The organism is Vibrio sp. ZF57 (assembly GCF_001691235.1).
GTDB lineage: Bacteria > Pseudomonadota > Gammaproteobacteria > Enterobacterales > Vibrionaceae > Vibrio > Vibrio crassostreae_C.
Window position 1 is genome coordinate 14,605 of the sequence record NZ_MAKD01000029.1, and the last position, 20,587, is coordinate 35,191.

Below are 20,587 nucleotides of genomic sequence, written 5' to 3' on the forward strand. Positions count from 1 at the left end.
AAATCAATCTCGATAAAAATTGAAAGGCTTGCATCAATGCAAGCCTTTCTTATGGGAGTCACTTTCACTTTTAATCACCTAGATTAGCGCGATGTCCGTTTAAGTCTTCGTTTAATGTTCTGCTCTTTCACTACAAAGTCGAATAGCGGAGCGAACAGGTTGGCGAACAAGATAGCCAGCATAATGCCCTCTGGGTAGGCTGGATTAAGCACTCGAATACCGACCGTCATCACGCCGATCAAAATCCCATAGGCCCATTTACTCTGATTGGTAAACGCGGCAGATACAGGGTCTGTTGCCATGAAGAAGGTACCAAAGGCAACACCACCCAACACAAAGTGCCAGTAAAACGGCATCGAAAACATCGAGTTAGTATCCGACCCTATCCAGTTCAGTAAACTCGACGTCACGACAAGGCCGACAATCACACCGGCGACAATGCGCCAAGACGCTATCTTCATCACAATCAAAATCAACCCCGTCAGCATGATCAGCAGTGACGACACCTCACCCATCGAACCTGGAATATTACCGATAAAGGCATCCATCCAGGTGATCGCCTCGCCAGTCATATTATTGATTAGTGACGGGCTGCCCCCCTCATACCATTGACTCAGCGGTGTCGCGCCTGAATAGCCGTCAGCTGCAACCCACACAAGCCCACCGGACATGTTGGCGGGATAGGCAAAGTAAAGGAACGCGCGTCCTGCAAGGGCTGGGTTAAGGAAATTTCGCCCTGTGCCGCCGAATAACTCTTTGGCGACAACAATACCAAAGGTGATACCTAACGCGGCTTGCCAAAGCGGGATGGTTGGCGGGAGGATGAGTGCAAACAGCACAGAGCTAACAAAAAAACCTTCATTAACTTCGTGCTTACGAACGACAGCAAACAGTACCTCCCAGACGCCACCTACTACAAACACCGTGGCATAAACGGGTAGGAAATAGAGTGCACCAAGCAACATCTGACTTGCCCAGCCACTTGCCATCAATGACTGCGCATCACCAAATGCCCACGACAGACGCCAGCTACTCTCGATAACCGAGGCAAGTTCATTTAATTGATAACTGGATGTGAGTGCGAGAACGCTTTGGTGTCCGACGTTATACATTCCCCAGAACATTGCCGGGAAGGTCGCCAACCACACCAAAATCATAATGCGCTTTAGGTCAATGCTGTCACGAACATGGGTTATGCCGCGGTTTACGTTTCCGGGTGTATAGAATATTGTCGCGAAAGCTTCATACACTGGGTAGAGCTTTTCGTACTTACCACCGGCTTCAAAGCGTGGAGCCACGTCTTCTAATCGTTTTTTTAAACTCATAATCTCAATCACCTTATTGCTTGAGTTATGGTTTTCTACGCATCAACCGTACTATTTGAACAATTTTTAACGATTTTTAATCAAATTCGTCTTGAAGAACGAGTGTCTAAAAGTCGAACCGATGTTGAAAAAGAGAGGCGTATAAACAACAAAGCCCCAGCAATGGCTGAGGCTTATTTGGTTTGGTAACGGTCGTCGTTACTTAACGCACATCACATTAAGCAATGAAGAACCTTTCAACTGGTTGACGTTACCGTTGGTAAACAGACCTTTCTTATCTGCGCCCCAATAAGGGAGATGCATTGGCCAGTTCTGTTTTTCCATAACCTTTGAGCTCAAGATGCTTTGCCATTGCTTCTCACTCATCAGCTTCATGTTGACCTGATTACACACCAATTCAGCGCTATCGTAATCTAGGCGGCTCCAAGGCTTACCTTGCTCCATGTAGAACTGTTGTTGATGATCTAGAAGGTAAGGAATAGCATATTGGCTACCCGCAATGTCTGCTTTCACGCGAATCTCGATCTCTAGATCATTGTCTGAACTCGCGTTACCGCTTGGTAGCGTCGTCTGAATAGCTGCAGCACTCGTTACCGCTGCCGCTTGCTTCGCAGCCACAGGTTTCGGAGCAGGTTTTGGTTTTACAGGGGCCTTAGGCTTAACCATTTTTGGCTCTGCCGGTTTTGCAACGATAGGCTGTGATGAGGTTTTCGACTTATCGACCATGCGAATAAAGGCTTCACCATAACCGGGAACCTTGCGCACCTGAGCTAAGTCTTTTCTCGCATCAGAGAAGGTAGAATAAGGTCCGATTAAGCAACGATAGTCTCCGCCTTCAGGCTTCATCCAAACGTTGGTCGAGATCTTCTCATATAGGGGCTTTGCTCGGTTCAGTGACAAAGGCTTATTCAGCAGACCACATTGAACCCAAAACAGCTCGTTATCTGAATGACGTTTTGGTGCTTTACTGCCCCACACGCCCTTACCGATCGGACATGATTGCTCTAGCTGTGGTAATTGGTTGGTGCTTGCCTGAGTTGCATCACATAGAACCGACTCTGCATTCACTTGGCTCGATACCAAAAGAGATGCAGCGATAAGTCCCATACGATAATTTCTCGTCACAGCACGACATACAGCATTCATTGTCAATTTCATAACCACCACTTAAACCCTTGCGGGCTAATTATTACCGAATCTATGTCGATAAAACATGAATTCCATTTTAACTATTATTGACACTGTCAATAATACTAAGTTCCAGATCCATTAAGCAAAAAAAGAGCCGTAATTGCTTACGGCTCTTAATTTAGTGACTTTTTTTACTAAAAATCAAACCGGGCTATCACCCTTTATAAATTTTCGGGTTAAACACGTCACGTAACCAGTCGCCTAATAGGTTAATAACGAGAACCAATGTTACCAAAAGCACACCTGGGAATGCTGTGATCCACCATGCTCCTGAGAAAATGTAGTTAAAACCAGTACTGATCAGGGCACCGAGTGACGGTTGGTCTACCGGAAGACCTAAACCGAGGAAAGAAAGTGCCGCTTCTGACATGATGGCATTTGCCACCTGTACCGTAGAGATAACCAAAATCGGTGATAAACAGTTAGGCAGAATATGGCGGAACATGATGCGAGGCGCTCTAAAGCCCATCACACGTGCCGCTTCTACGTACTCTTTCTTCTTCTCTGCCAATACCGATGCACGAATCGTACGAGCATACTGCGGCCATTCAGCAATACCGATGATCACCACCAGCATAACAACCGCATATTGCGCGTAGAAGTCACTACCGAAACTCGCCTTAAAGATGGCCGAGACAATGATCGCAACCATCATGGTTGAGAACGAAAGCTGAACATCGGCAAAACGCATCAGGAAGCTATCAATACGACCACCGAAGTAACCTGCAGACAAGCCAATGATGATACCGAGAGTCAGCTGAAGACCTACCGCTAGGAAACCGATCGTCAATGACAGACGCGAGCCGTAAAGCATCGTAGATAAGATGTCACGACCCTGCTCATCAGTACCCAGTAGGAAGCGTTCTTCGCCGTCTTCCATCCAAGATGGTGGCAACTCAGAATCCATGATGTCGATAGACGTCACGTCATACGGGTCTGTTGGCGCTAGAATAGGTGCCGCTAATGCCATAACAAGGAAAGCTGCAAAGATAGCGAAGCTCACCATTGCCACTTTGTCACGTAAGAAGTAGTACAGAATGTCTGACTGCTTGAATCGCTCCCAACGAGATGGAGCTGTTGTTGTTTGTTCCATGATTATGCTCCTTTCCCTGTGATGTTCACTGTTGGGTTAATGATGCCGTATAGCAGGTCAACAATGGTGTTAGTTACTACGAAGATCAGGCCAACGAAGATAACGTATGCGGTAATCAGTGGTGTATCCACTCGGTTAATCGCTTCAAGGAATAGGAAGCCGGTACCCGGCCACTGGAATACAGTTTCAGTAAGAATGGTGTAAGCCACCATAGTACCGATTTGAACACCGCCTACCGTTAGTACTGGCAGCATTGTGTTTTTCAAAGCGTGTTGGTAGTAAATCTTGTTCAGCGCTAGGCCTTTTGCTTTACCAAACTTGATATATTCAGAGCTAAGAACCTCTAGCATTTCAGAACGTACTAGACGAATGAATAGCGGCAGCATGATAGATGCCAGAGCAATACTCGGCAGCACTAAGTGCGCAAGACCATCGAGCGTTAAGAAGCCAGACTCCCAACCAAACCAGTTTGCGGTATCACCACGTCCGAATGACGGCAGCCAACCGAGTTCAATAGAGAACACATACATCAGCATGATTGCGGTTAAGAAAACAGGTACCGAGATACCGATACTACTGCCCGCCATCACCAGTTTGGTGAAGAAGCTTTTTGGGTGTATTGCAGAATAAACGCCGAGTGGAATCGACAGACAAACGATGATCAAAGAAGCGCCAAACACAAGTTCAAGCGTCGCGACCAATTTGTCTAAGATTACGTCCACAGCAGGGCGTTTAAAGAAATATGAAGTACCAAGATCACCTTGTAGAGCTGCGCCCACAAAGCGAGTGTATTTTGTAATGAAGGGATCATTTAAGCCGAGTTCATCACGCAGCGCTTGACGCTCCGATTCTGAAACAGATTGACCGACTAACTCACGCAACGGGTCGCCCAGGTTATCCTGAATGGCAAACGCCACCAAACTGATCACAAACATCACTATCAGTGCCTGAAACAGGCGCTTGACCAGAAACGTAACCATTCCTTGCCCCTTATCTATCCATGACTATCTAGTCGAAATCCGCGACTAGATAACAAAATTCAGTCTTAAAAAAGGTATTTAGCCAGACTGAAGGAAGACCAAATACCGAAACTTAAATCTATATCTTAATAATTTGAGAGCCTGAAAAGCTTCAAGCTCTCGATTCTAGCAAGCTAGATTATTTTACAACTAGGTCGCCGAAGTAAGGCATAACCATTGGGTTTACTACGTCTGCTGCACCTACGTTAGACTTCGCGCCCCACGCTTCACTTTGCCAGTGTAGCGGTACGAATGCTGCGTCGTTGTAAAGTGTTGCTTCAACGCCTTTCAGCATTTCAGCACGCTTAACTGGGTCAGTTTCAGTGTTAGAAGCTTCTACGATCGCATCCATTTCTGGGTTTGAGTAGCCAGAACAGTTGTATTGACCACGGCCAGTCTCTTCGTTACGAGTCATAGTTAGGAACTCGTTGAAGTTAGCTGAATCTTCTGTATCTGAGTGCCAGCCGATCATCATCATGTCTGCTGAACATAGGTCAAACTCAGGCCAGTACTGTGCTTTAGGCATAGTTTTAAGATCAACTTTGATACCAATCTTAGACAGCATTGCCGCAGACGCTTGCGCTACTTTCGCATCGTTCACGTAACGGTTGTTTGGAGCCATCATAGTTAGCGTAAAGCCATCTTCGTAGCCCGCTTCTTTCATCAGCTCTTTCGCTTTTTTCAGATCGTAACGAGGAACTAGGTCTTCGTTGTGACCCGCGTAGCCTGTTGGGCTTTGCTGACCAGCTGCTGTTGCGAAGCCTTTCATGATCTTCTTAACGATACCTTCGTTGTTGATTGCGTGAACAATCGCCTGACGAACGCGAACATCTTTAAGTGCTTCGTTGCTGTTTTGGTTCATTTGGAACGTGATGATACGAGTACCAGGTAGCGTCACTAGATCGATGTTCTTAGCGTTTTTAACACGCTTGTGATCGTTTGGTGCTACTGGGTGAATCATATCAACGTCGCCAGAAAGAAGTGCTGCAACACGTGTCGCGTCTTCTTTGATTGGCACAAGTGTTAGCTTGTCTACGTTGCCTTCAGTTTCTGTGTCCCAGTAATCGTTGAAACGCTCGAACGTTACTTTAACGCCTTGCTCACGCTGCGTTACGATAAATGGACCAGTACCTGAAACGTTAGTCGAAGCAAACGAGTTACCGTGCTTAACTAGCTCAGACTTGTCTTTACCTTCCGCTGTTTGGCCAGAGTAGAACTTGCTGTCCATTGGGAAGATGTAAGTTGCTGTTTGTAGTACTAGTGGGTAAGCCGCTTTTGATACTAGCTCAACTGTGTAGTCATCCACTTTTACCATTTTTTCGTATGGCGTGAAGATAGACTTAAAGTCTGGAGAAGCTTGTAGACGTTCAAAAGTCCACACAACATCATCAGCAGTCAGTTCGTTACCAGAGTGGAATTTCACACCTTTACGTAGGTTGAAGCGGAAAGTCGTTTCATCAACACGCTCCCAGCTAGATGCTAGGCGGCCTTCAAAATCCATCTCTTGAGTGAAACGTACTAGAGGGTCAAACACCATGTGAGACATTTGCAGTGTGCCACCAGACAGCTGCTCGTGCGGGTCAAGTGATACTGGGTCAGCTGCGTAGCCAACGGTAATATCTGCTGCTGCTGCACTAAAGCTTAGGCCAGCTGCCATTAAAGCTACTGCTAATTTGCTTTTCATGGTTTTCATTGCATAACTCCTTCATGCGGGAATCCAGATCCCTAGTTGTTGTATTTGCGTCTGTTTATTGTTGTTAGCAAGCTAAACTCCAGCCTGCTGATTTTTATACCGCGGCTTGTGCCACTGCTTTTTCTTCTCTTAAGCCTGTAAATTCAGGCATTAAAGAAATCAGTTGTTTGCTGTATTCATGCTGAGGTGATTGGAACAGCTGCTCCGTTGGCGCAACCTCCAATAATGTCCCCATCTGCATCACACCAACACGGTCACACATTTGGCGAATAACCGGTAGATCGTGACTGATGAACAGCATGGTTAGGTTTAGCTCGTCTTGTAAGTCTTTTAGTAGGTTAAGAATCTGAGCCTGTACCGACACGTCCAGTGCCGATGTTGGTTCATCACAAATCAAAAGACGTGGGCGAGTCGCCAAAGCGCGAGCGATAGAAATACGCTGACGTTGACCACCTGAGAATTCGTGTGGGTACTTCACCCCAGCCATTTTGCCTAAACCCACGTGCTCTAGCAGGTCGTTCACGATCTGACGAGTTTCATTTTCGTTGCGAGTAAGCTTATGGAATCGGATAGGTTCAGCAATGATGTCGAATATCTTCATTCGAGGGTTCATTGATGTGTAAGGGTTTTGGAAAACCATCTGCATTTGACGACGCATAGGGCGACGTTCTTTTTCAGATTTCAGACCAGTAAGATCAACGCCTTCAAACGTTACCTTGCCTGAGTTTGGTGCGTACAAGCCAGCAATCACACGAGCAATCGTTGATTTACCTGAACCTGATTCACCTACTAAACCAAACGTCTCACCTTCATGCACTTCAAAGCTCACGTTGTTTGATGCTTGAACGTACTCACGACGGCTCTCAAAGAAAGAATCTTTGGTAGTAAAGCGTAAGTTTACGTTCTCAACGTTCAACAGAGGGCCAGTGTAATCACGGTGATCTTGGCTTTGACCTAACCAGTGGTTCTTCACATCCAATGGTTCCATCTCTTGTGCTTCTTCGATGTAGCTAACAAGAGGGAAACGATCGAGTTTGCGATCCGAACGAGGAACCGCAGAGATAAGACTGTGTGTATATGGGTGCTCAGGAGTACCCAGAACTTTCGCTGTTGGGCCAAACTCAACTAAGTCACCACGATACATAACGGCTACGCGGTCGGTAACGTTAGATACCACGCCCATGTCGTGCGTGACCAACATGCAACCTACGTTCTTCTTAATACATAGGTCGCGAATCAAACCCAAGATCTGGTCTTGGATAGAAACATCCAGTGCTGTTGTTGGTTCATCTGCGATGATTAGGTCAGGTTCACCTGCCAATGCGATCGCGATAACCACACGCTGACGCATACCGCCAGAGAATTGGTGAGGGTACTGCTTTAAACGGTTTTCTGGTTGTGGGATACCCACTTGGTTCATCAAGTCTAATGAGCGCTGGTAGGCTTCTTGATCCGAAACCTTCATGTTGGCATGAATCGTCTCTTTTAACTGCTGTTCTACTGTGAATAGAGGGTTAAGAGAAGTCATTGGGTCTTGGAAGATAAAACCAATCTTTGAGCCGCGAACAGAACGCATCTGTTCAGGAGATAAACCAGAGACTTTTTCGCCATCCAGAAATACCTCGCCGCTAGCAATGCGGCCAGGAGGGCTCAGCAAATCGATCACAGCATTACCTACTGTTGATTTACCTGCACCAGACTCGCCTACAACACCAACAATCTCACCACGTTCAATGTTGAACGAAAGTGATTTAACTGCGGCGTGAACTCCATGACGAGATGGGTATTCGATACGAAGATTTTTTACTTCTAAAAGTGACATTACCAGACCTCTACTGCTTTGGCAGCTTTCTGCCCTGTCTGCAAAATTGAATCCATTCTTACCAGAATATTGTTCTGATATTTTATACGGTTGACAATTTGGCAAATAATTCACAGAAAAGCAACAAAAATAGGATAAAAAGTCGACATTAAACGCTTAGCAAGCAAAAGTGCCACATAACTATTCACCAAAAGAGCATATAGTAAGAAAAATCAACATTATATTATCGGCAAGAAATACTCACAAACTCCTTACCACTACTTACTTGTAGAGTTAAAGCCGTGCTTCAAAGCAGATCTCACTACCAGTCACTAAAAACAAATAATTATTCCAAAAAACAATTAACACTATAGAAACAAGCGCTAATTTTGTTAATTTGAACAAATAAAACAACCAGATAAACGTTAATTAGCCATACATTTAACCATCTGTATTATTTTGGTAAATACAAAACAGACAAACGAAAGGCCTAATAAATCAGAGGAGTTTTTGAACGACCAAATGCGTACAAAGCTGTCAAATTCAGGCCTTAGTGAGCAAATTTAGGGTCAGGTTTCACTTTTCATAAAAGTCTTTAGACCAAACCCATTAATATGTCGAATTATTGAGCACTCCATTTATATAAAATTAGATATAGAACTGTACATTTGATAAAGAAAGCAACTCTGTAGCAGCACCATTATCAAGCAGATCGTTAGGAATCTGTCTTATATAAGAAGGGGAGATAGATGTAAGAAGCCCCGTCATTTCTGACGCGGACGGCTAGTTGAGGCTTCTTAAGTGATCAGTGAAGAGACATTCTTTGAACATCAGGCGAACCCCACTCTGTTCAAGTTATCTAAGTTTCAGATGTAAAAAATCCCTAGTCTTTCGACTAGGGCTTCTTAAGGTGGTCGGTGAAGAGGGATTCGAACCCCCGACCCTCTGGTCCCAAACCAGATGCGCTACCAAGCTGCGCTATTCACCGAGACGTTTCGTTTGATTTCTCAAACTGGGAACTTCAAAGAAGCTACCAAAATTAATGGGGTGGCTAACGAGATTCGAACTCGCGACCACCGGAATCACAATCCAGGGCTCTACCAACTGAGCTATAGCCACCACTAATTTTTTATATAACCGCTTAAAAGCGATTATTGAAATAGTGGTCGGTGAAGAGGGATTCGAACCCCCGACCCTCTGGTCCCAAACCAGATGCGCTACCAAGCTGCGCTATTCACCGACTAGTTTTGTATCGACTCTTGGGAATAATGAATCAACACTGGAAGCCGAAGCTACCGATATTTTGTAAAGAAAGAATGGGGTGGCTAACGAGATTCGAACTCGCGACCACCGGAATCACAATCCAGGGCTCTACCAACTGAGCTATAGCCACCATTATTTCTTTTTGCCAATTTCTCACTTACCGAAGTAAGAGACCGGATGGCGCGCCTGAAAGGATTCGAACCTTCGGCCTTTGGCTCCGGAGGCCAACGCTCTATCCAGCTGAGCTACAGGCGCATGCCCTGTCGGCGGAGTGGAATAATACGTATATCACCCAATGCCGTCTAGTACTTTTTTAACTTTTTTTTCTGTTTGGTCTCTTTTTCGACAGTTAATATGTGATAAACCCCTTATTTGAGTACTACAACCCGCCACAGCTTATAAGTTGTTGTTTATTGCAACAACTTATCGGGATATAATCACCCATTATTTACATTGGTTTAACAGTTGCTCTTTGCTGGTTAAAGCCAAAACACCCTTCCAACACTATAAATTGGTAAGCATGTACTTACCTTGGGAATGTAAAGTGAGTTTAATGGATATGTCTCGTCGAATTTTAAGCGTTGTCATCGCAGTTTTAACCTTTTCAACTGGCGCAATGGCTGCAGGCCTAAGCGAAGCGGAGCACGATGCAATTGCTGAACGCATCAAACCAGTTGGCCAAGTTTACCTAGTCGGCAGCGAGCCAGTAGCCGCAGAACCAACAGGCCCTCGTGATGGCGCAGCAGTTTACGGTACCTTTTGTATCGCTTGTCACGCATCTGGCGTAAGTGGCGCACCTAAAACAGGTGATGCTGGTGACTGGGGTCCTCGCATTGCTCAAGGTCGCGACATTCTAGCTGACCACGCAATCAACGGCTTCAATGCGATGCCAGCGAAAGGTTCATGTATGGATTGTTCAGACGACGAAATCAAAGATGCTATCGAGCACATGATTGCCGGTCTGTAATTAAAAATGCCAGATTCAGAAAAGGTGACCTCATGGTCACCTTTTTTATTGGCTTCTATATAGTGCGATTAAAGTAGGGCATTACTTCTTGTTGAACATCGCTCGAATATTCGCAATGTGCGCCTGCCCTTTTTCCATTCTTTCTTCAGCGGATTGAGGCTTCTTAACGCTTTCCCACTCCACATCATCGTGCGGCAGCTCATCGAGGAAGCGGCTTTGTGTTGGCTTTATTAATTCACCATATTGACGACGTTCACGACACTTAGTAAAAGTCAGCTCTTTCTGCGCTCGAGTAATCCCCACATACATAAGACGACGTTCTTCTTCTACGTTGCCTTCATCGACACTGGTTTGGTGCGGCAAGATGCCCTCTTCTGCACCCATCAGGAATACATATGGGAACTCTAGACCTTTCGATGCATGCAATGTCATTAATTGGACTTGATCTGCATCGTCATCATCCTCACCACGCTCCATCATATCGCGCAGCGTTAAACGTTGAACCACCTCGCGCAGGGTTTTCTCTTCTTTATCGTAGTTGTCACCCTCAAGATCGGCCACAATCCAGCTATACAGATCAGAGACGTTCTTCATTCGCATTTCAGCGGCTTTCGGGCTCGCTGAGGTTTCGTACAACCAATCTTCGTAGTTGATGTCACGAACCAAAGAACGAACGGCTTCAACCGTATTACCACGCTCGGCATTGTCTGAGATACGAACAATCCAGTCACCGAAGCGGCGCAAATTTTCTAAACCACGCCCCGTCAGTGTCTGCTCTAAGCCCATCTCAAAGCTGGCTTCAAACAAGCTCTTGCCACGCATATTGGCGTAGCTGCCTAACTTCTCAAGCGTCACCGGACCAATCTCTCGGCGCGGTGTGTTTACAATACGTAGGAAGGCGTTGTCATCATCAGGGTTCACCAACACACGCAGGTAAGCCATGATGTCTTTAATCTCGGCTCTCGCGAAGAAAGAGGTACCGCCAGAGATCTTGTAAGGCACACGGTTCTGCATCAGCGCTTTTTCAATCAAGCGTGATTGGTGGTTACCACGGTAAAGCACTGCGTAATCTTTGTATTCAGTACGGTTCAAAAACTTGTGGGCGATGATCTCGCCGGTAATACGCTCTGCTTCATGCTCTTCATTCTTAGCATTCAGTACCTTGAGCTTTTCACCGTCTGGGATCTCTGAGAATAGTGACTTTTCATAAACGTGTGGGTTGTTGGCGATCAAGATGTTCGCCGCACGTAATATTCGGCTGGTTGAGCGATAGTTTTGCTCGAGTTTGATCAAGCGAAGATTTGGATAGTCCTCACCCAGCAACACCAAGTTTTGCGGTTTTGCACCACGCCATGAATAGATAGATTGGTCATCGTCACCTACTACCGTCAAGCGACCACGCTCTCCCACCAGTAAACGAACCAACTCATATTGGCTGGTGTTGGTATCTTGGTATTCATCGACCAGTAAATAGCGGATACGCGACTGCCAGCGCTCACGCACCTCTTGATTGGTTTTCAGTAGTAATACAGGCATCGCGATCAGATCATCAAAATCGAGTGCGTTGTATGCCTTCATCTGTTTCTGGTACATCTCAAAACAGAATGCAAACAACTGCTCTTGTTCGCCTTGAGCACGTGCTTTCGCCTGATCTGGCGTCAGCATGTCATTTTTCCAATTCGAAATGGTGCTCATTAAAGCGCGTAGCAAATCCTTATCACCATCGATCTGTCTCTCTGTTAACTCTTTTAACAAAGCTAACTGGTCTTGGTCATCAAACAGAGAGAAACCCGCTTTCAAACCTAGCGCTTTGTATTCACGGCGAATGATGGTTAAGCCCATGGTATGAAAAGTCGAAACAATCAGCCCTTTCGATTCGCCCTTACCTAGAGTTTGCCCAACACGCTCTTTCATCTCGCGTGCCGCTTTATTAGTAAAGGTCACCGCCGCAATATTACGCGCCTTATAGCCACATTCCTGAACCAGATAAGCAATTTTATTGGTGATAACACGTGTTTTACCGGATCCAGCGCCCGCTAATACTAAGCAGGGGCCCGAAACATATTTCACGGCTTCATCTTGTCTTGGGTTCAGTTTCATTTGATTCTCAGTTTGGTCTAGAGGGGCGAATTCAATTGCGCGCCTATAATAATGCTGCAACAGCACGAATGCTACGTTCTCTTATACAAGATTTTTACGCTGATTATGTAAAACTTTGTTGCACATGTGTGTGGTTATTAGGCTATAATGAATGAACGTTCATTCATTGGTGGTTGAAATATGACAACTCATGCACCTCGGGATAAACGCCAGCAAATACTTTCTGCAGCTGAAAAGCTAATTGCAGAGGTCGGTTTCCAAGGCCTTTCAATGCAAAAATTAGCCAAAGAAGCGGGAGTGGCTGCAGGCACTATCTATCGCTACTTCGATGATAAAGAGCATTTGATAGAAGATGTTCGAATGCTCGTGACTCAAAGAGTAGCTGATGCTGTTCAACAAGGGGTTAATGATTCGGATCCAATTAAACAACGCTACCGTACTATGTGGTTGAACATATGGAACTTAGCAGGAACGAATTTAGCCGCAATAAAAAATCGGGTTCAGTATGACTCTCTACCCATCACAAATAGCCTAAACTTCAGGGAACTAGAACGTAAAATGTTTGCCCAAGTTGAGCTGCTATTTAATGAGGGGAAAGAACAAGGATTGTTTAAACCACTTAACAATGAAGTATTAGGTGGATTGAGCTTGGCGGCTAGTGTTTCTCTAGCACGCAAGCATTCTTTAGGATTTTACCAACTTGATGAGGCAGAACTAGAATCTGCAATCGAAGCCAGTTGGGACGCAATAATTAAACACTAGATCGGAGTTTTGACCATAATGAAAAAGTGGACTTTCTTCATGTTATTCATCGCTGTATTGCTTTTTGGCAGCGTTATTGGATTCAACATGTTCAAACAACAAAAAATTGCTGAGTATATGGCCAACCGCCCTGAACCCGAGTTTCCCGTAACGGTAACTGAAGTTCAGCCGATCGACTGGGTTCCCGTAATTGAAGCTATCGGCTTCATCGAACCAAATCAAGGTGTGACACTAGCGAACGAAACCAGCGGTGTTATTGACCAAATTTCTTTCGAATCGGGTACTGATGTTAAGAGTGGTCAGCAACTGGTACGTCTTGATTCTGACGTAGAGAAAGCCAACCTTAAGAGTTCTGAAGCTCGTTTGCCTGCTGCGAAAGCAAAATACAAGCGTTACCAAGGTCTATTCAAGAAAGGCTCTATTTCTAAAGAAGCGTACGATGAAGCAGAAGCTAACTACTTCTCTCTTTCAGCTGATATTGAAAGTCTAAAAGCGTCTATCGATCGTCGCGAAATTCGCGCACCATTCGATGGTACTGTTGGTATTCGTAACGTATACCTAGGTCAATACCTGCAATCGGGTACAGATATCGTTCGTTTAGAAGATACCAGTGTAATGCGCCTTCGCTTCACGGTTTCTCAAACCGACATCTCTCGTATCAATGTAGGCCAAGCTGTCGACATCTTTGTTGATGCTTACCCAGAAACACCGTTTGAAGGCTCTATTAGTGCAATTGAACCCGCAGTTAGCATCCAAAGTGGTCTTATCCAAGTTCAAGCAGATATTCCAAACAATGATGGCAAACTTCGTAGCGGCATGTTCGCTCGCGCTAACATCATTCTGCCTAAACTAGAGAATCAAGTAACTCTGCCTCAAACAGCGATTACTTTCACTCTATACGGTGACAATGTTTACATCCTGACTGAAGAAGACGGCGTTCAGCGTGTTGCTCAACACGTCGTGAAAGTTGGTGAACGCACAGCAGATATCGCGCACATCCTTGAAGGCGTTAAAGCTGGCGATACGGTTGTAACTTCTGGCCAAGTACGTCTAAGTAACGGCGCCAAAGTTAAGGTTGTTGAAAGTGATGCAATCACTCCACCATCTGAAACACCTAAGCTGTAACTGGAGGTACAATGCGCTTTACTGATGTTTTTATTAAACGTCCAGTTCTAGCGGTATCCATCAGCTTTTTGATTGCGCTGCTTGGCTTACAAGCAATCTTCAAAATGCAGGTGCGTGAATACCCTGAAATGACGAATACCGTTGTAACCGTAACCACGAGTTACTACGGTGCAAGTGCCGATCTTATCCAAGGCTTTATCACCCAACCCCTCGAACAGGCTGTGGCGCAAGCGGATAACATCGACTATATGACTTCCTCTTCTGTACTCGGTAGCTCGACGATTACGGTGAACATGAAGTTGAACACCGACCCGAATGCAGCGCTGTCTGACATACTGGCCAAGACAAACTCGGTGCGTTCTCAGCTTCCAAAAGAAGCGGAAGATCCAACCGTAACCATGTCGACTGGTTCAACAACAGCTGTACTCTACATTGGTTTTACTAGTGATGAGTTGGTGTCGAGCCAAATTACCGATTATCTAGAGCGTGTAATTAACCCGCAGCTATTTACGGTAAATGGTGTATCGAAAGTTGACCTATACGGTGGCATGAAATACGCACTACGCGTATGGCTAGACCCGTCAAAAATGGCTGCAGTTAACCTAACTGCTAGTGATGTAATGACGGTATTGAATGCCAACAACTACCAATCGGCTACAGGTCAAGCAACCGGCGAGTTTGTTCTTTATAACGGCAGTGCCGACACGCAAGTATCGAACACTGAAGAATTAGAGAACTTAGTCGTTAGAAGTGGTGAAGGTGAGATTATTCGTCTGTCTGACATCGCTAAGGTTTCTCTAGAGAAAAGCCACGACGTTTACCGTGCAAGTGCAAACGGTCAGGAAGCGGTTGTTGCTGCGATCAATGCGGCACCAAGTGCCAACCCAATCAACATCGCTGCAGATGTACTTGAGCTTCTTCCTCAACTAGAGAAGAACCTACCAAGCAACATCTCTATGAACGTAATGTACGATTCAACTATTGCTATTAACGAGTCAATTCAAGAGGTTATCAAGACAATCCTTGAAGCTGCATTAATCGTATTGATCGTAATCACCTTGTTCTTAGGTTCATTCCGAGCGGTACTGATTCCTATCGTTACTATCCCACTGTCTTTGATTGGTGTGGCAATGGTAATGCAGGCAATGGGTTTCTCTTGGAACCTGATGACACTCCTGGCAATGGTACTCGCCATCGGCTTAGTGGTAGATGATGCGATCGTAGTACTTGAGAACGTCGACCGGCACATCAAGCTCGGGGAGTCCCCTTTCCGTGCGGCAATTATCGGTACCCGTGAAATTGCGGTCCCTGTTATCGCAATGACACTAACGCTAGGTGCGGTATATGCTCCAATCGCAATGATGGGTGGTATCACAGGCTCGCTATTTAAAGAGTTTGCGTTAACCCTAGCAGGTTCGGTTTTCGTGTCAGGTATTGTGGCACTTACGCTATCGCCAATGATGTGTTCAAAAATGCTGAAAGCTCACGCTGAGCCAAGCAAGTTTGAACAGAAAGTTCATGGTGTACTGGATGGTATGACTAACCGTTACGAGCGTATGCTTGGCGCGGTAATGCAGCATCGTCCAGTATTCATTGGCTTTGCTATCATCGTATTTGCAAGTTTGCCGATGTTATTCAAGTTCATCCCTAGTGAATTAGCACCTTCAGAAGATAAGGGTGTAATCATGCTAATGGGTACGGCACCTTCGAATGCGAACTTAGACTTCATGCAAAATACCATGAACGACGTAAACACAATTCTGTCTGACCAGCCAGAAGTAGCGTACGCGCAGGTGTTTACTGGAATTCCTAATGCAAACCAAGCGTTTGGTATTGCATCTATGGTTCCATGGAGTGAGCGTGAAGCAAGCCAATCAGAAGTAGCAAACCGCGTTGGTGGTTTGGTGAAAGATGTTCCTGGAATGGCGGTAACAGCGTTCCAAATGCCAGAACTACCAGGTGCAGGTTCAGGCCTTCCAATTCAGTTTGTCATTACAACGCCAAACAGTTTTGAAAGCTTGTTCCAAATCACCACTGATATTCTGGCTGATGTATCTTCAAACCCACTGTTTGTATATTCAGATCTCGACCTGAACTACGACTCAGCAACGATGAAGATCCATATCGACAAAGACAAAGCGGGTGCTTACGGCGTGACGATGCAAGACATTGGTATCACTCTAGGTACTATGATGTCTGATGGTTACGTAAACCGTATCGACTTGAATGGTCGTTCTTACGAGGTTATCCCTCAAGTTGAACGTAAGTTCCGTCTAAACCCTGAATCGATGAACAACTACTATGTTCGTGGCGCAGATGGTAAAGCAATTCCTCTAGGCAGTTTAATCACGATTGATGTTGTGGCTGAGCCTCGCTCTCTTCCTCACTTCAACCAATTGAACTCGGCTACGATTGGTGCGGTACCGGCTCCAGGCGCTGCAATGGGTGATGCAATTGCGTGGTTTGAAGACACAGCTGCCAATAAGCTTCCAAGTGGCTATAACCATGACTACATGGGTGAAGCACGCCAATACGTAACAGAAGGTAGCGCACTTTACGCGACCTTTGGTTTAGCGTTGGCTATCATCTTCTTGGTATTGGCGATTCAGTTTGAATCTCTAAAAGATCCATTGGTTATCATGGTATCTGTACCACTGGCGATTTGTGGTGCCCTAATAGCTCTAGCTTGGGGTGCGGCGACGATGAACATCTACTCGCAAGTTGGTTTGATCACCTTGGTCGGCCTGATTACCAAGCACGGTATCTTGATCTGTGAGGTAGCGAAAGAAGAACAGCTACACAATCACAAGACTCGTATTGAAGCGGTAATGGAAGCGGCGAAGGTTCGTCTTCGTCCAATCCTGATGACAACGGCGGCGATGATCGCAGGTCTAATCCCACTGATGTACGCAAGTGGTGCGGGTGCGGCTCAGCGTTTCAGTATCGGTATCGTAATCGTTGCTGGTCTAGCGATTGGTACTCTCTTCACGCTATTTGTACTGCCCGTGATTTACAGCTACTTGGCTGAAAAACACAAACCTCTGCCTGTATTTGTTGAAGACAAAGACCTAGAAAAGTTAGCTCGCGTCGATGAAGCAAAAGCGGCACACAGAGAATTAGCTGATAATAAGTAATCGCTAAGTCGTATTAACAATAAAAAGGCTACTTCGGTGGCCTTTTTTTATACGCCATAGGCGACATCTCAAGTGTGATTAAATAGAATAGTAGTAAATATTCAGGAGTTTTAATTGATATGTTTGATCCAAAAAAATTAGAGCAGATTGCTAAGCAGATCCACGATTCTATGCCTCAACCAGTAAAAGAGCTTGGTTCAGACGTAGACCAAAAAGTTCGCCAGGTTATCCAAGGCCAGCTAAACAAGCTAGACGTTGTGAGCCGTGAAGAGTTTGATGTTCAAACACAAGTACTGCTTCGCACTCGCCAGAAGCTCACTGAAATGGAACAAAAACTGGCTGAACTAGAAGCAAAGCTTTCAGACAAATAGTCATTTTTTTCAATCAGTTCAAGTTCGAATAAAGGCTTACCTTCGGGTAAGCCTTTATTTTTTCCTCAATCTATCAAGCCTTCACCGGTAAAATAGTTGCAAGCATAAAAAAGCCCCGAACAAATGTTCAGGGCTATTTTTATTCAGTGATGAACTGGAAGATTAACCGCCAACAGCGATACGCTTCATGTCGCTCATGTAGCTACGTAGCTCTTCACCAATGTATTCTACAGGGTGGTTACGGATAGCTTCGTTTACTTCAATTAGCTTAGCGTTATCAACTTGGTTAGATGTCTCACCTAGACCACGGCCGATGACGTCCGTTGCTACTGAAGGCATGAACTTCTCACGTAGTAGCGGTGTTGCTACGTTAGCGAATAGGTAGTTACCGTACTCAGCAGTATCAGAGATTACAACGTTCATTTCGTAAAGACGCTTACGAGCAACTGTGTTTGCGATTAGTGGAAGCTCATGTAGAGATTCGTAGTAAGCAGACTCATCAATGATGCCTGATGCCGTCATAGCTTCGAATGCTAGCTCAACACCGGCACGAACCATAGCAACCATTAGGATACCGTTGTCGAAGTACTCTTGCTCTGAGATTTCTACGTCAGAAGCTGGGTAGTTTTCGAATGCAGTTTCGCCTGTCTCTTCACGCCAGCCTAGTAGGTTCACGTCATCGTTCGCCCAGTCAGCCATCATTGTGCTAGAGAAGTGACCAGAGATGATGTCATCCATGTGCTTGTTGTAAAGCGGACGCATTAGGTCTTTAAGCTCTTCAGAAAGCTCAAACGCTTTAACTTTAGCCGGGTTAGATAGGCGATCCATCATGTGAGTTACGCCACCAAACTTAAGTGCTTCAGTAATCGTTTCCCAACCGTATTGTAGAAGCTTGCCTGCGTAGCCAGGTTCGATGCCATCAGCAATCATCTTCTCGTAAGATACGATAGAACCCGCTTGTAGCATGCCACAAAGGATAGTTTGCTCACCCATCAGGTCAGATTTAACTTCTGCTACGAAAGAAGACTCTAGGCAACCTGCACGATGACCACCAGTACCTGCAGCCCAAGCTTTAGCGATATCCCAACCTTCGCCTTTAGGGTCGTTTTCTGGGTGAACAGCGATAAGTGTTGGTACACCGAAGCCACGTTTGTACTCTTCGCGAACTTCAGAGCCTGGACACTTAGGTGCAACCATTACTACAGTAAGGTCAGCACGTAATTGCATGCCTTCTTCCACAACGTTGAAGCCGTGAGAGTAACCAAGAGCAGCGCCTTGCTTCATTAGAGGCATTACTGTTTCAACAACGTTTGTGTGTTGCTTATCAGGAGTAAGGTTGATTACTAGGTCTGCTTGAGGGATTAGCGTTTCGTAGCTACCCACAACAAAGCCGTTTTCATCAGCATTTTTGAATGATTGACGCTTTTCATCAATTGCCGCTTGGCGTAGAGCGTAAGATACGTCTAGACCAGAATCACGCATATTTAGACCTTGGTTTAGGCCTTGAGCACCACAACCAACAATTACGATTTTCTTACCTTCAAGGTATTCAGCTTCTGTCGCGAATTCTTCACGATCCATAAAGCGGCAACGACCTAATTGGTCTAGTTGTTCACGAAGGTTTAATGTATTGAAATAGTTAGCCATTCTAGGGCACTCCTTTAAAAATAAGTCCGTAAGGTCGATATCTCTCTATCGAATGACTTCATACTAAAACAGACACTCCGTTGCTGAAAGTGATATATTCACAATTAGTTATTGCAATAAATGCAACATGGAAACGATCGCAGAACATGAACATAAAATCTCTACAATTATTTATACATTTATGCGACAGCAAGAGTTTCAGCAAAACCGCTGCTGCTATGCACGTCAGTCCTTCAGCGCTGAGCCGTCAGATACAAAAGCTTGAAGAGGAAACAGGACAAGAACTGCTAATCAGAGACAACCGCAGTGTTGATCTCACTCCAGCAGGAAAGCACCTATTGCCAGTAGCATTAAGCATCGTTGGAGAGTGGCAGCAATACAATCTTCACCTGAAAGGTGGTGAGCAAGAACTTAAAGGTGAAATTCGCATATTTTGCTCGGTAACGGCTAGTTACAGCCACCTACCTGAGCTCATAACCGAATTCAGAGCTATTCATCCGTACATTGAATTTAAGCTCTCTACAGGCGATCCGGCTCAATCCATCGACAAGATTTTAAATGATGGAGCAGATATTGCTATCTCAGCGAAGCCAGACATTCTTCCCTCAAGATTAGAGTTCGAAACCATCAGCGATATACCACTGTCAGTCATCATCCCATCCGGTGTGAGTAGTTTTAGCCAGCAGCTGCAATCAGATAAACCAAACTGGAATGAAGTACCTTTTATCATCCCAGAAGCAGGTACTGCACGAGAACGTGCGAACGCGTGGTTCAAAAAGATGAAGATAAAACCCAATATTTACGCTCAGGTATCTGGTCATGAAGCGATCGTCAGTATGGTTGCCCTTGGTTGTGGTGTTGGTATTGCGCCAGACGTTGTAATCAACAACAGTCCTGTGAGAGATAAAGTCGACCGCTTAAAAATAGAGCCAATCAAGCCGTTTGAATTGGGAGTGTGCTGTAAGCGATCGCAGTTAGAAAATCCATTAATTAGAGCATTTTGGCAGGTAGCTGAAGGTAAATACCTCCAAGACTAGTTATCTATAATACCAATTAAAGTAAAAATGTGATCTAATTAAGATTGATGAATTATTGT

14 protein-coding genes and 5 tRNA genes are annotated in these 20,587 nt (G+C 45.2%); 6 read left to right on the forward strand and 13 right to left on the reverse strand.

The genetic code is table 11. From position 1 onward, the window contains the following. Positions 1-83 precede the first annotated feature (83 nt). The 11 genes from A6D97_RS03550 to A6D97_RS03600 form a co-directional block, all read right to left on the reverse strand. A complete protein-coding gene (locus A6D97_RS03550; RefSeq protein WP_017070090.1) occupies positions 84-1,325 on the reverse strand; it encodes an NADH:ubiquinone reductase (Na(+)-transporting) subunit B in 1,242 nt (413 codons plus the stop codon). A gap of 198 nt (positions 1,326-1,523) precedes the next feature. Continuing rightward, positions 1,524-2,483 carry an SPOR domain-containing protein gene (locus tag A6D97_RS03555; protein WP_065583841.1) on the reverse strand — a complete coding sequence of 320 codons (960 nt, stop codon included), beginning with the start codon at positions 2,481-2,483 and terminating at the stop codon, positions 1,524-1,526. 187 nt (positions 2,484-2,670) lie between these two features. Next, positions 2,671-3,609: an ABC transporter permease gene (locus A6D97_RS03560; protein WP_017060135.1), complete on the reverse strand. Its 939-nt coding sequence runs from the start codon at positions 3,607-3,609 to the stop codon at positions 2,671-2,673. A 2-nt stretch (positions 3,610-3,611) separates the two neighbouring features. Further along, on the reverse strand, positions 3,612-4,589 hold the full coding sequence (locus tag A6D97_RS03565; protein ID WP_048612413.1) for an ABC transporter permease: 978 nt from the start codon (positions 4,587-4,589) through the stop codon (positions 3,612-3,614). A gap of 178 nt (positions 4,590-4,767) precedes the next feature. Next, positions 4,768-6,321, reverse strand: a complete 1,554-nt coding sequence (locus A6D97_RS03570; protein ID WP_017060133.1) for an ABC transporter substrate-binding protein — start codon at positions 6,319-6,321, stop codon at positions 4,768-4,770. A gap of 94 nt (positions 6,322-6,415) precedes the next feature. Next, on the reverse strand, positions 6,416-8,143 hold the full coding sequence (locus A6D97_RS03575; RefSeq protein ID WP_017060132.1) for an ABC transporter ATP-binding protein: 1,728 nt from the start codon (positions 8,141-8,143) through the stop codon (positions 6,416-6,418). Positions 8,144-9,033: 890 nt separating this feature from the next. After that, positions 9,034-9,110 (reverse strand) — tRNA-Pro (locus A6D97_RS03580). 55 nt (positions 9,111-9,165) lie between these two features. Then, positions 9,166-9,241 (reverse strand) — tRNA-His (locus A6D97_RS03585). A gap of 44 nt (positions 9,242-9,285) precedes the next feature. Next, positions 9,286-9,362 (reverse strand) — tRNA-Pro (locus A6D97_RS03590). 77 nt (positions 9,363-9,439) lie between these two features. Beyond that, a tRNA-His gene (locus A6D97_RS03595) sits at positions 9,440-9,515 on the reverse strand. Between the two features lie 48 nt (positions 9,516-9,563). Then, positions 9,564-9,640: transfer RNA gene (locus A6D97_RS03600), tRNA-Arg, on the reverse strand. 298 nt (positions 9,641-9,938) lie between these two features. Between A6D97_RS03600 and A6D97_RS03605 the strand changes: the two genes are divergently transcribed. After that, positions 9,939-10,352, forward strand: coding sequence for a cytochrome c5 family protein (locus A6D97_RS03605; RefSeq protein ID WP_017063036.1), 414 nt, complete (start codon positions 9,939-9,941; stop codon positions 10,350-10,352). Positions 10,353-10,433: 81 nt separating this feature from the next. On the opposite strand, the gene rep is transcribed toward A6D97_RS03605, so the two are convergent. Next, entirely contained in the window at positions 10,434-12,452 is a 2,019-nt protein-coding gene (gene rep, locus A6D97_RS03610) for a DNA helicase Rep (RefSeq protein WP_017061960.1), read from the reverse strand. Positions 12,453-12,632: 180 nt separating this feature from the next. On the opposite strand from rep, the gene A6D97_RS03615 reads away from it, so the two are divergent. The 4 genes from A6D97_RS03615 to A6D97_RS03630 all read left to right on the forward strand — a co-directional run bounded on the left by A6D97_RS03615 (position 12,633) and on the right by A6D97_RS03630 (position 17,844). Further along, complete coding sequence (locus A6D97_RS03615) at positions 12,633-13,214, forward strand: TetR/AcrR family transcriptional regulator (RefSeq protein WP_017061961.1); 582 nt, start codon at positions 12,633-12,635, stop codon at positions 13,212-13,214. Positions 13,215-13,232: 18 nt separating this feature from the next. Then, positions 13,233-14,339 (forward strand): efflux RND transporter periplasmic adaptor subunit, encoded by a 1,107-nt coding sequence (locus tag A6D97_RS03620; protein ID WP_065583842.1) that lies wholly within the window; start codon positions 13,233-13,235, stop codon positions 14,337-14,339. Between the two features lie 11 nt (positions 14,340-14,350). Next, positions 14,351-17,473 carry a multidrug efflux RND transporter permease subunit gene (locus A6D97_RS03625; RefSeq protein WP_065583843.1) on the forward strand — a complete coding sequence of 1,041 codons (3,123 nt, stop codon included), beginning with the start codon at positions 14,351-14,353 and terminating at the stop codon, positions 17,471-17,473. A gap of 119 nt (positions 17,474-17,592) precedes the next feature. After that, positions 17,593-17,844 (forward strand): accessory factor UbiK family protein, encoded by a 252-nt coding sequence (locus A6D97_RS03630; protein WP_017061964.1) that lies wholly within the window; start codon positions 17,593-17,595, stop codon positions 17,842-17,844. A 162-nt stretch (positions 17,845-18,006) separates the two neighbouring features. Here A6D97_RS03630 and ilvC read toward each other — a convergent pair whose 3' ends face one another. Further along, positions 18,007-19,491 (reverse strand): ketol-acid reductoisomerase, encoded by a 1,485-nt coding sequence (gene ilvC / locus A6D97_RS03635; protein WP_017061965.1) that lies wholly within the window; start codon positions 19,489-19,491, stop codon positions 18,007-18,009. Between the two features lie 146 nt (positions 19,492-19,637). On the opposite strand from ilvC, the gene ilvY reads away from it, so the two are divergent. Continuing rightward, positions 19,638-20,528, forward strand: a complete 891-nt coding sequence (gene ilvY / locus A6D97_RS03640; protein ID WP_065583844.1) for an HTH-type transcriptional activator IlvY — start codon at positions 19,638-19,640, stop codon at positions 20,526-20,528. Positions 20,529-20,587: the final 59 nt, after the last annotated feature.

What these genes read in the sequence shown, in the direction of transcription:
- A6D97_RS03550 (WP_017070090.1), bottom strand. Translation starts at nt 1,325, where the DNA reads ATGAGTTTAAAAAAACGATTAGAAGACGTGGCTCCACGCTTTGAAGCC.
- A6D97_RS03555 (WP_065583841.1), bottom strand. Translation starts at nt 2,483, where the DNA reads ATGAAATTGACAATGAATGCTGTATGTCGTGCTGTGACGAGAAATTAT.
- A6D97_RS03560 (WP_017060135.1), bottom strand. Translation starts at nt 3,609, where the DNA reads ATGGAACAAACAACAACAGCTCCATCTCGTTGGGAGCGATTCAAGCAG.
- A6D97_RS03565 (WP_048612413.1), bottom strand. Translation starts at nt 4,589, where the DNA reads ATGGTTACGTTTCTGGTCAAGCGCCTGTTTCAGGCACTGATAGTGATG.
- A6D97_RS03570 (WP_017060133.1), bottom strand. Translation starts at nt 6,321, where the DNA reads ATGAAAACCATGAAAAGCAAATTAGCAGTAGCTTTAATGGCAGCTGGC.
- A6D97_RS03575 (WP_017060132.1), bottom strand. Translation starts at nt 8,143, where the DNA reads ATGTCACTTTTAGAAGTAAAAAATCTTCGTATCGAATACCCATCTCGT.
- A6D97_RS03605 (WP_017063036.1), top strand. Translation starts at nt 9,939, where the DNA reads ATGGATATGTCTCGTCGAATTTTAAGCGTTGTCATCGCAGTTTTAACC.
- rep (WP_017061960.1), bottom strand. Translation starts at nt 12,452, where the DNA reads ATGAAACTGAACCCAAGACAAGATGAAGCCGTGAAATATGTTTCGGGC.
- A6D97_RS03615 (WP_017061961.1), top strand. Translation starts at nt 12,633, where the DNA reads ATGACAACTCATGCACCTCGGGATAAACGCCAGCAAATACTTTCTGCA.
- A6D97_RS03620 (WP_065583842.1), top strand. Translation starts at nt 13,233, where the DNA reads ATGAAAAAGTGGACTTTCTTCATGTTATTCATCGCTGTATTGCTTTTT.
- A6D97_RS03625 (WP_065583843.1), top strand. Translation starts at nt 14,351, where the DNA reads ATGCGCTTTACTGATGTTTTTATTAAACGTCCAGTTCTAGCGGTATCC.
- A6D97_RS03630 (WP_017061964.1), top strand. Translation starts at nt 17,593, where the DNA reads ATGTTTGATCCAAAAAAATTAGAGCAGATTGCTAAGCAGATCCACGAT.
- ilvC (WP_017061965.1), bottom strand. Translation starts at nt 19,491, where the DNA reads ATGGCTAACTATTTCAATACATTAAACCTTCGTGAACAACTAGACCAA.
- ilvY (WP_065583844.1), top strand. Translation starts at nt 19,638, where the DNA reads ATGAACATAAAATCTCTACAATTATTTATACATTTATGCGACAGCAAG.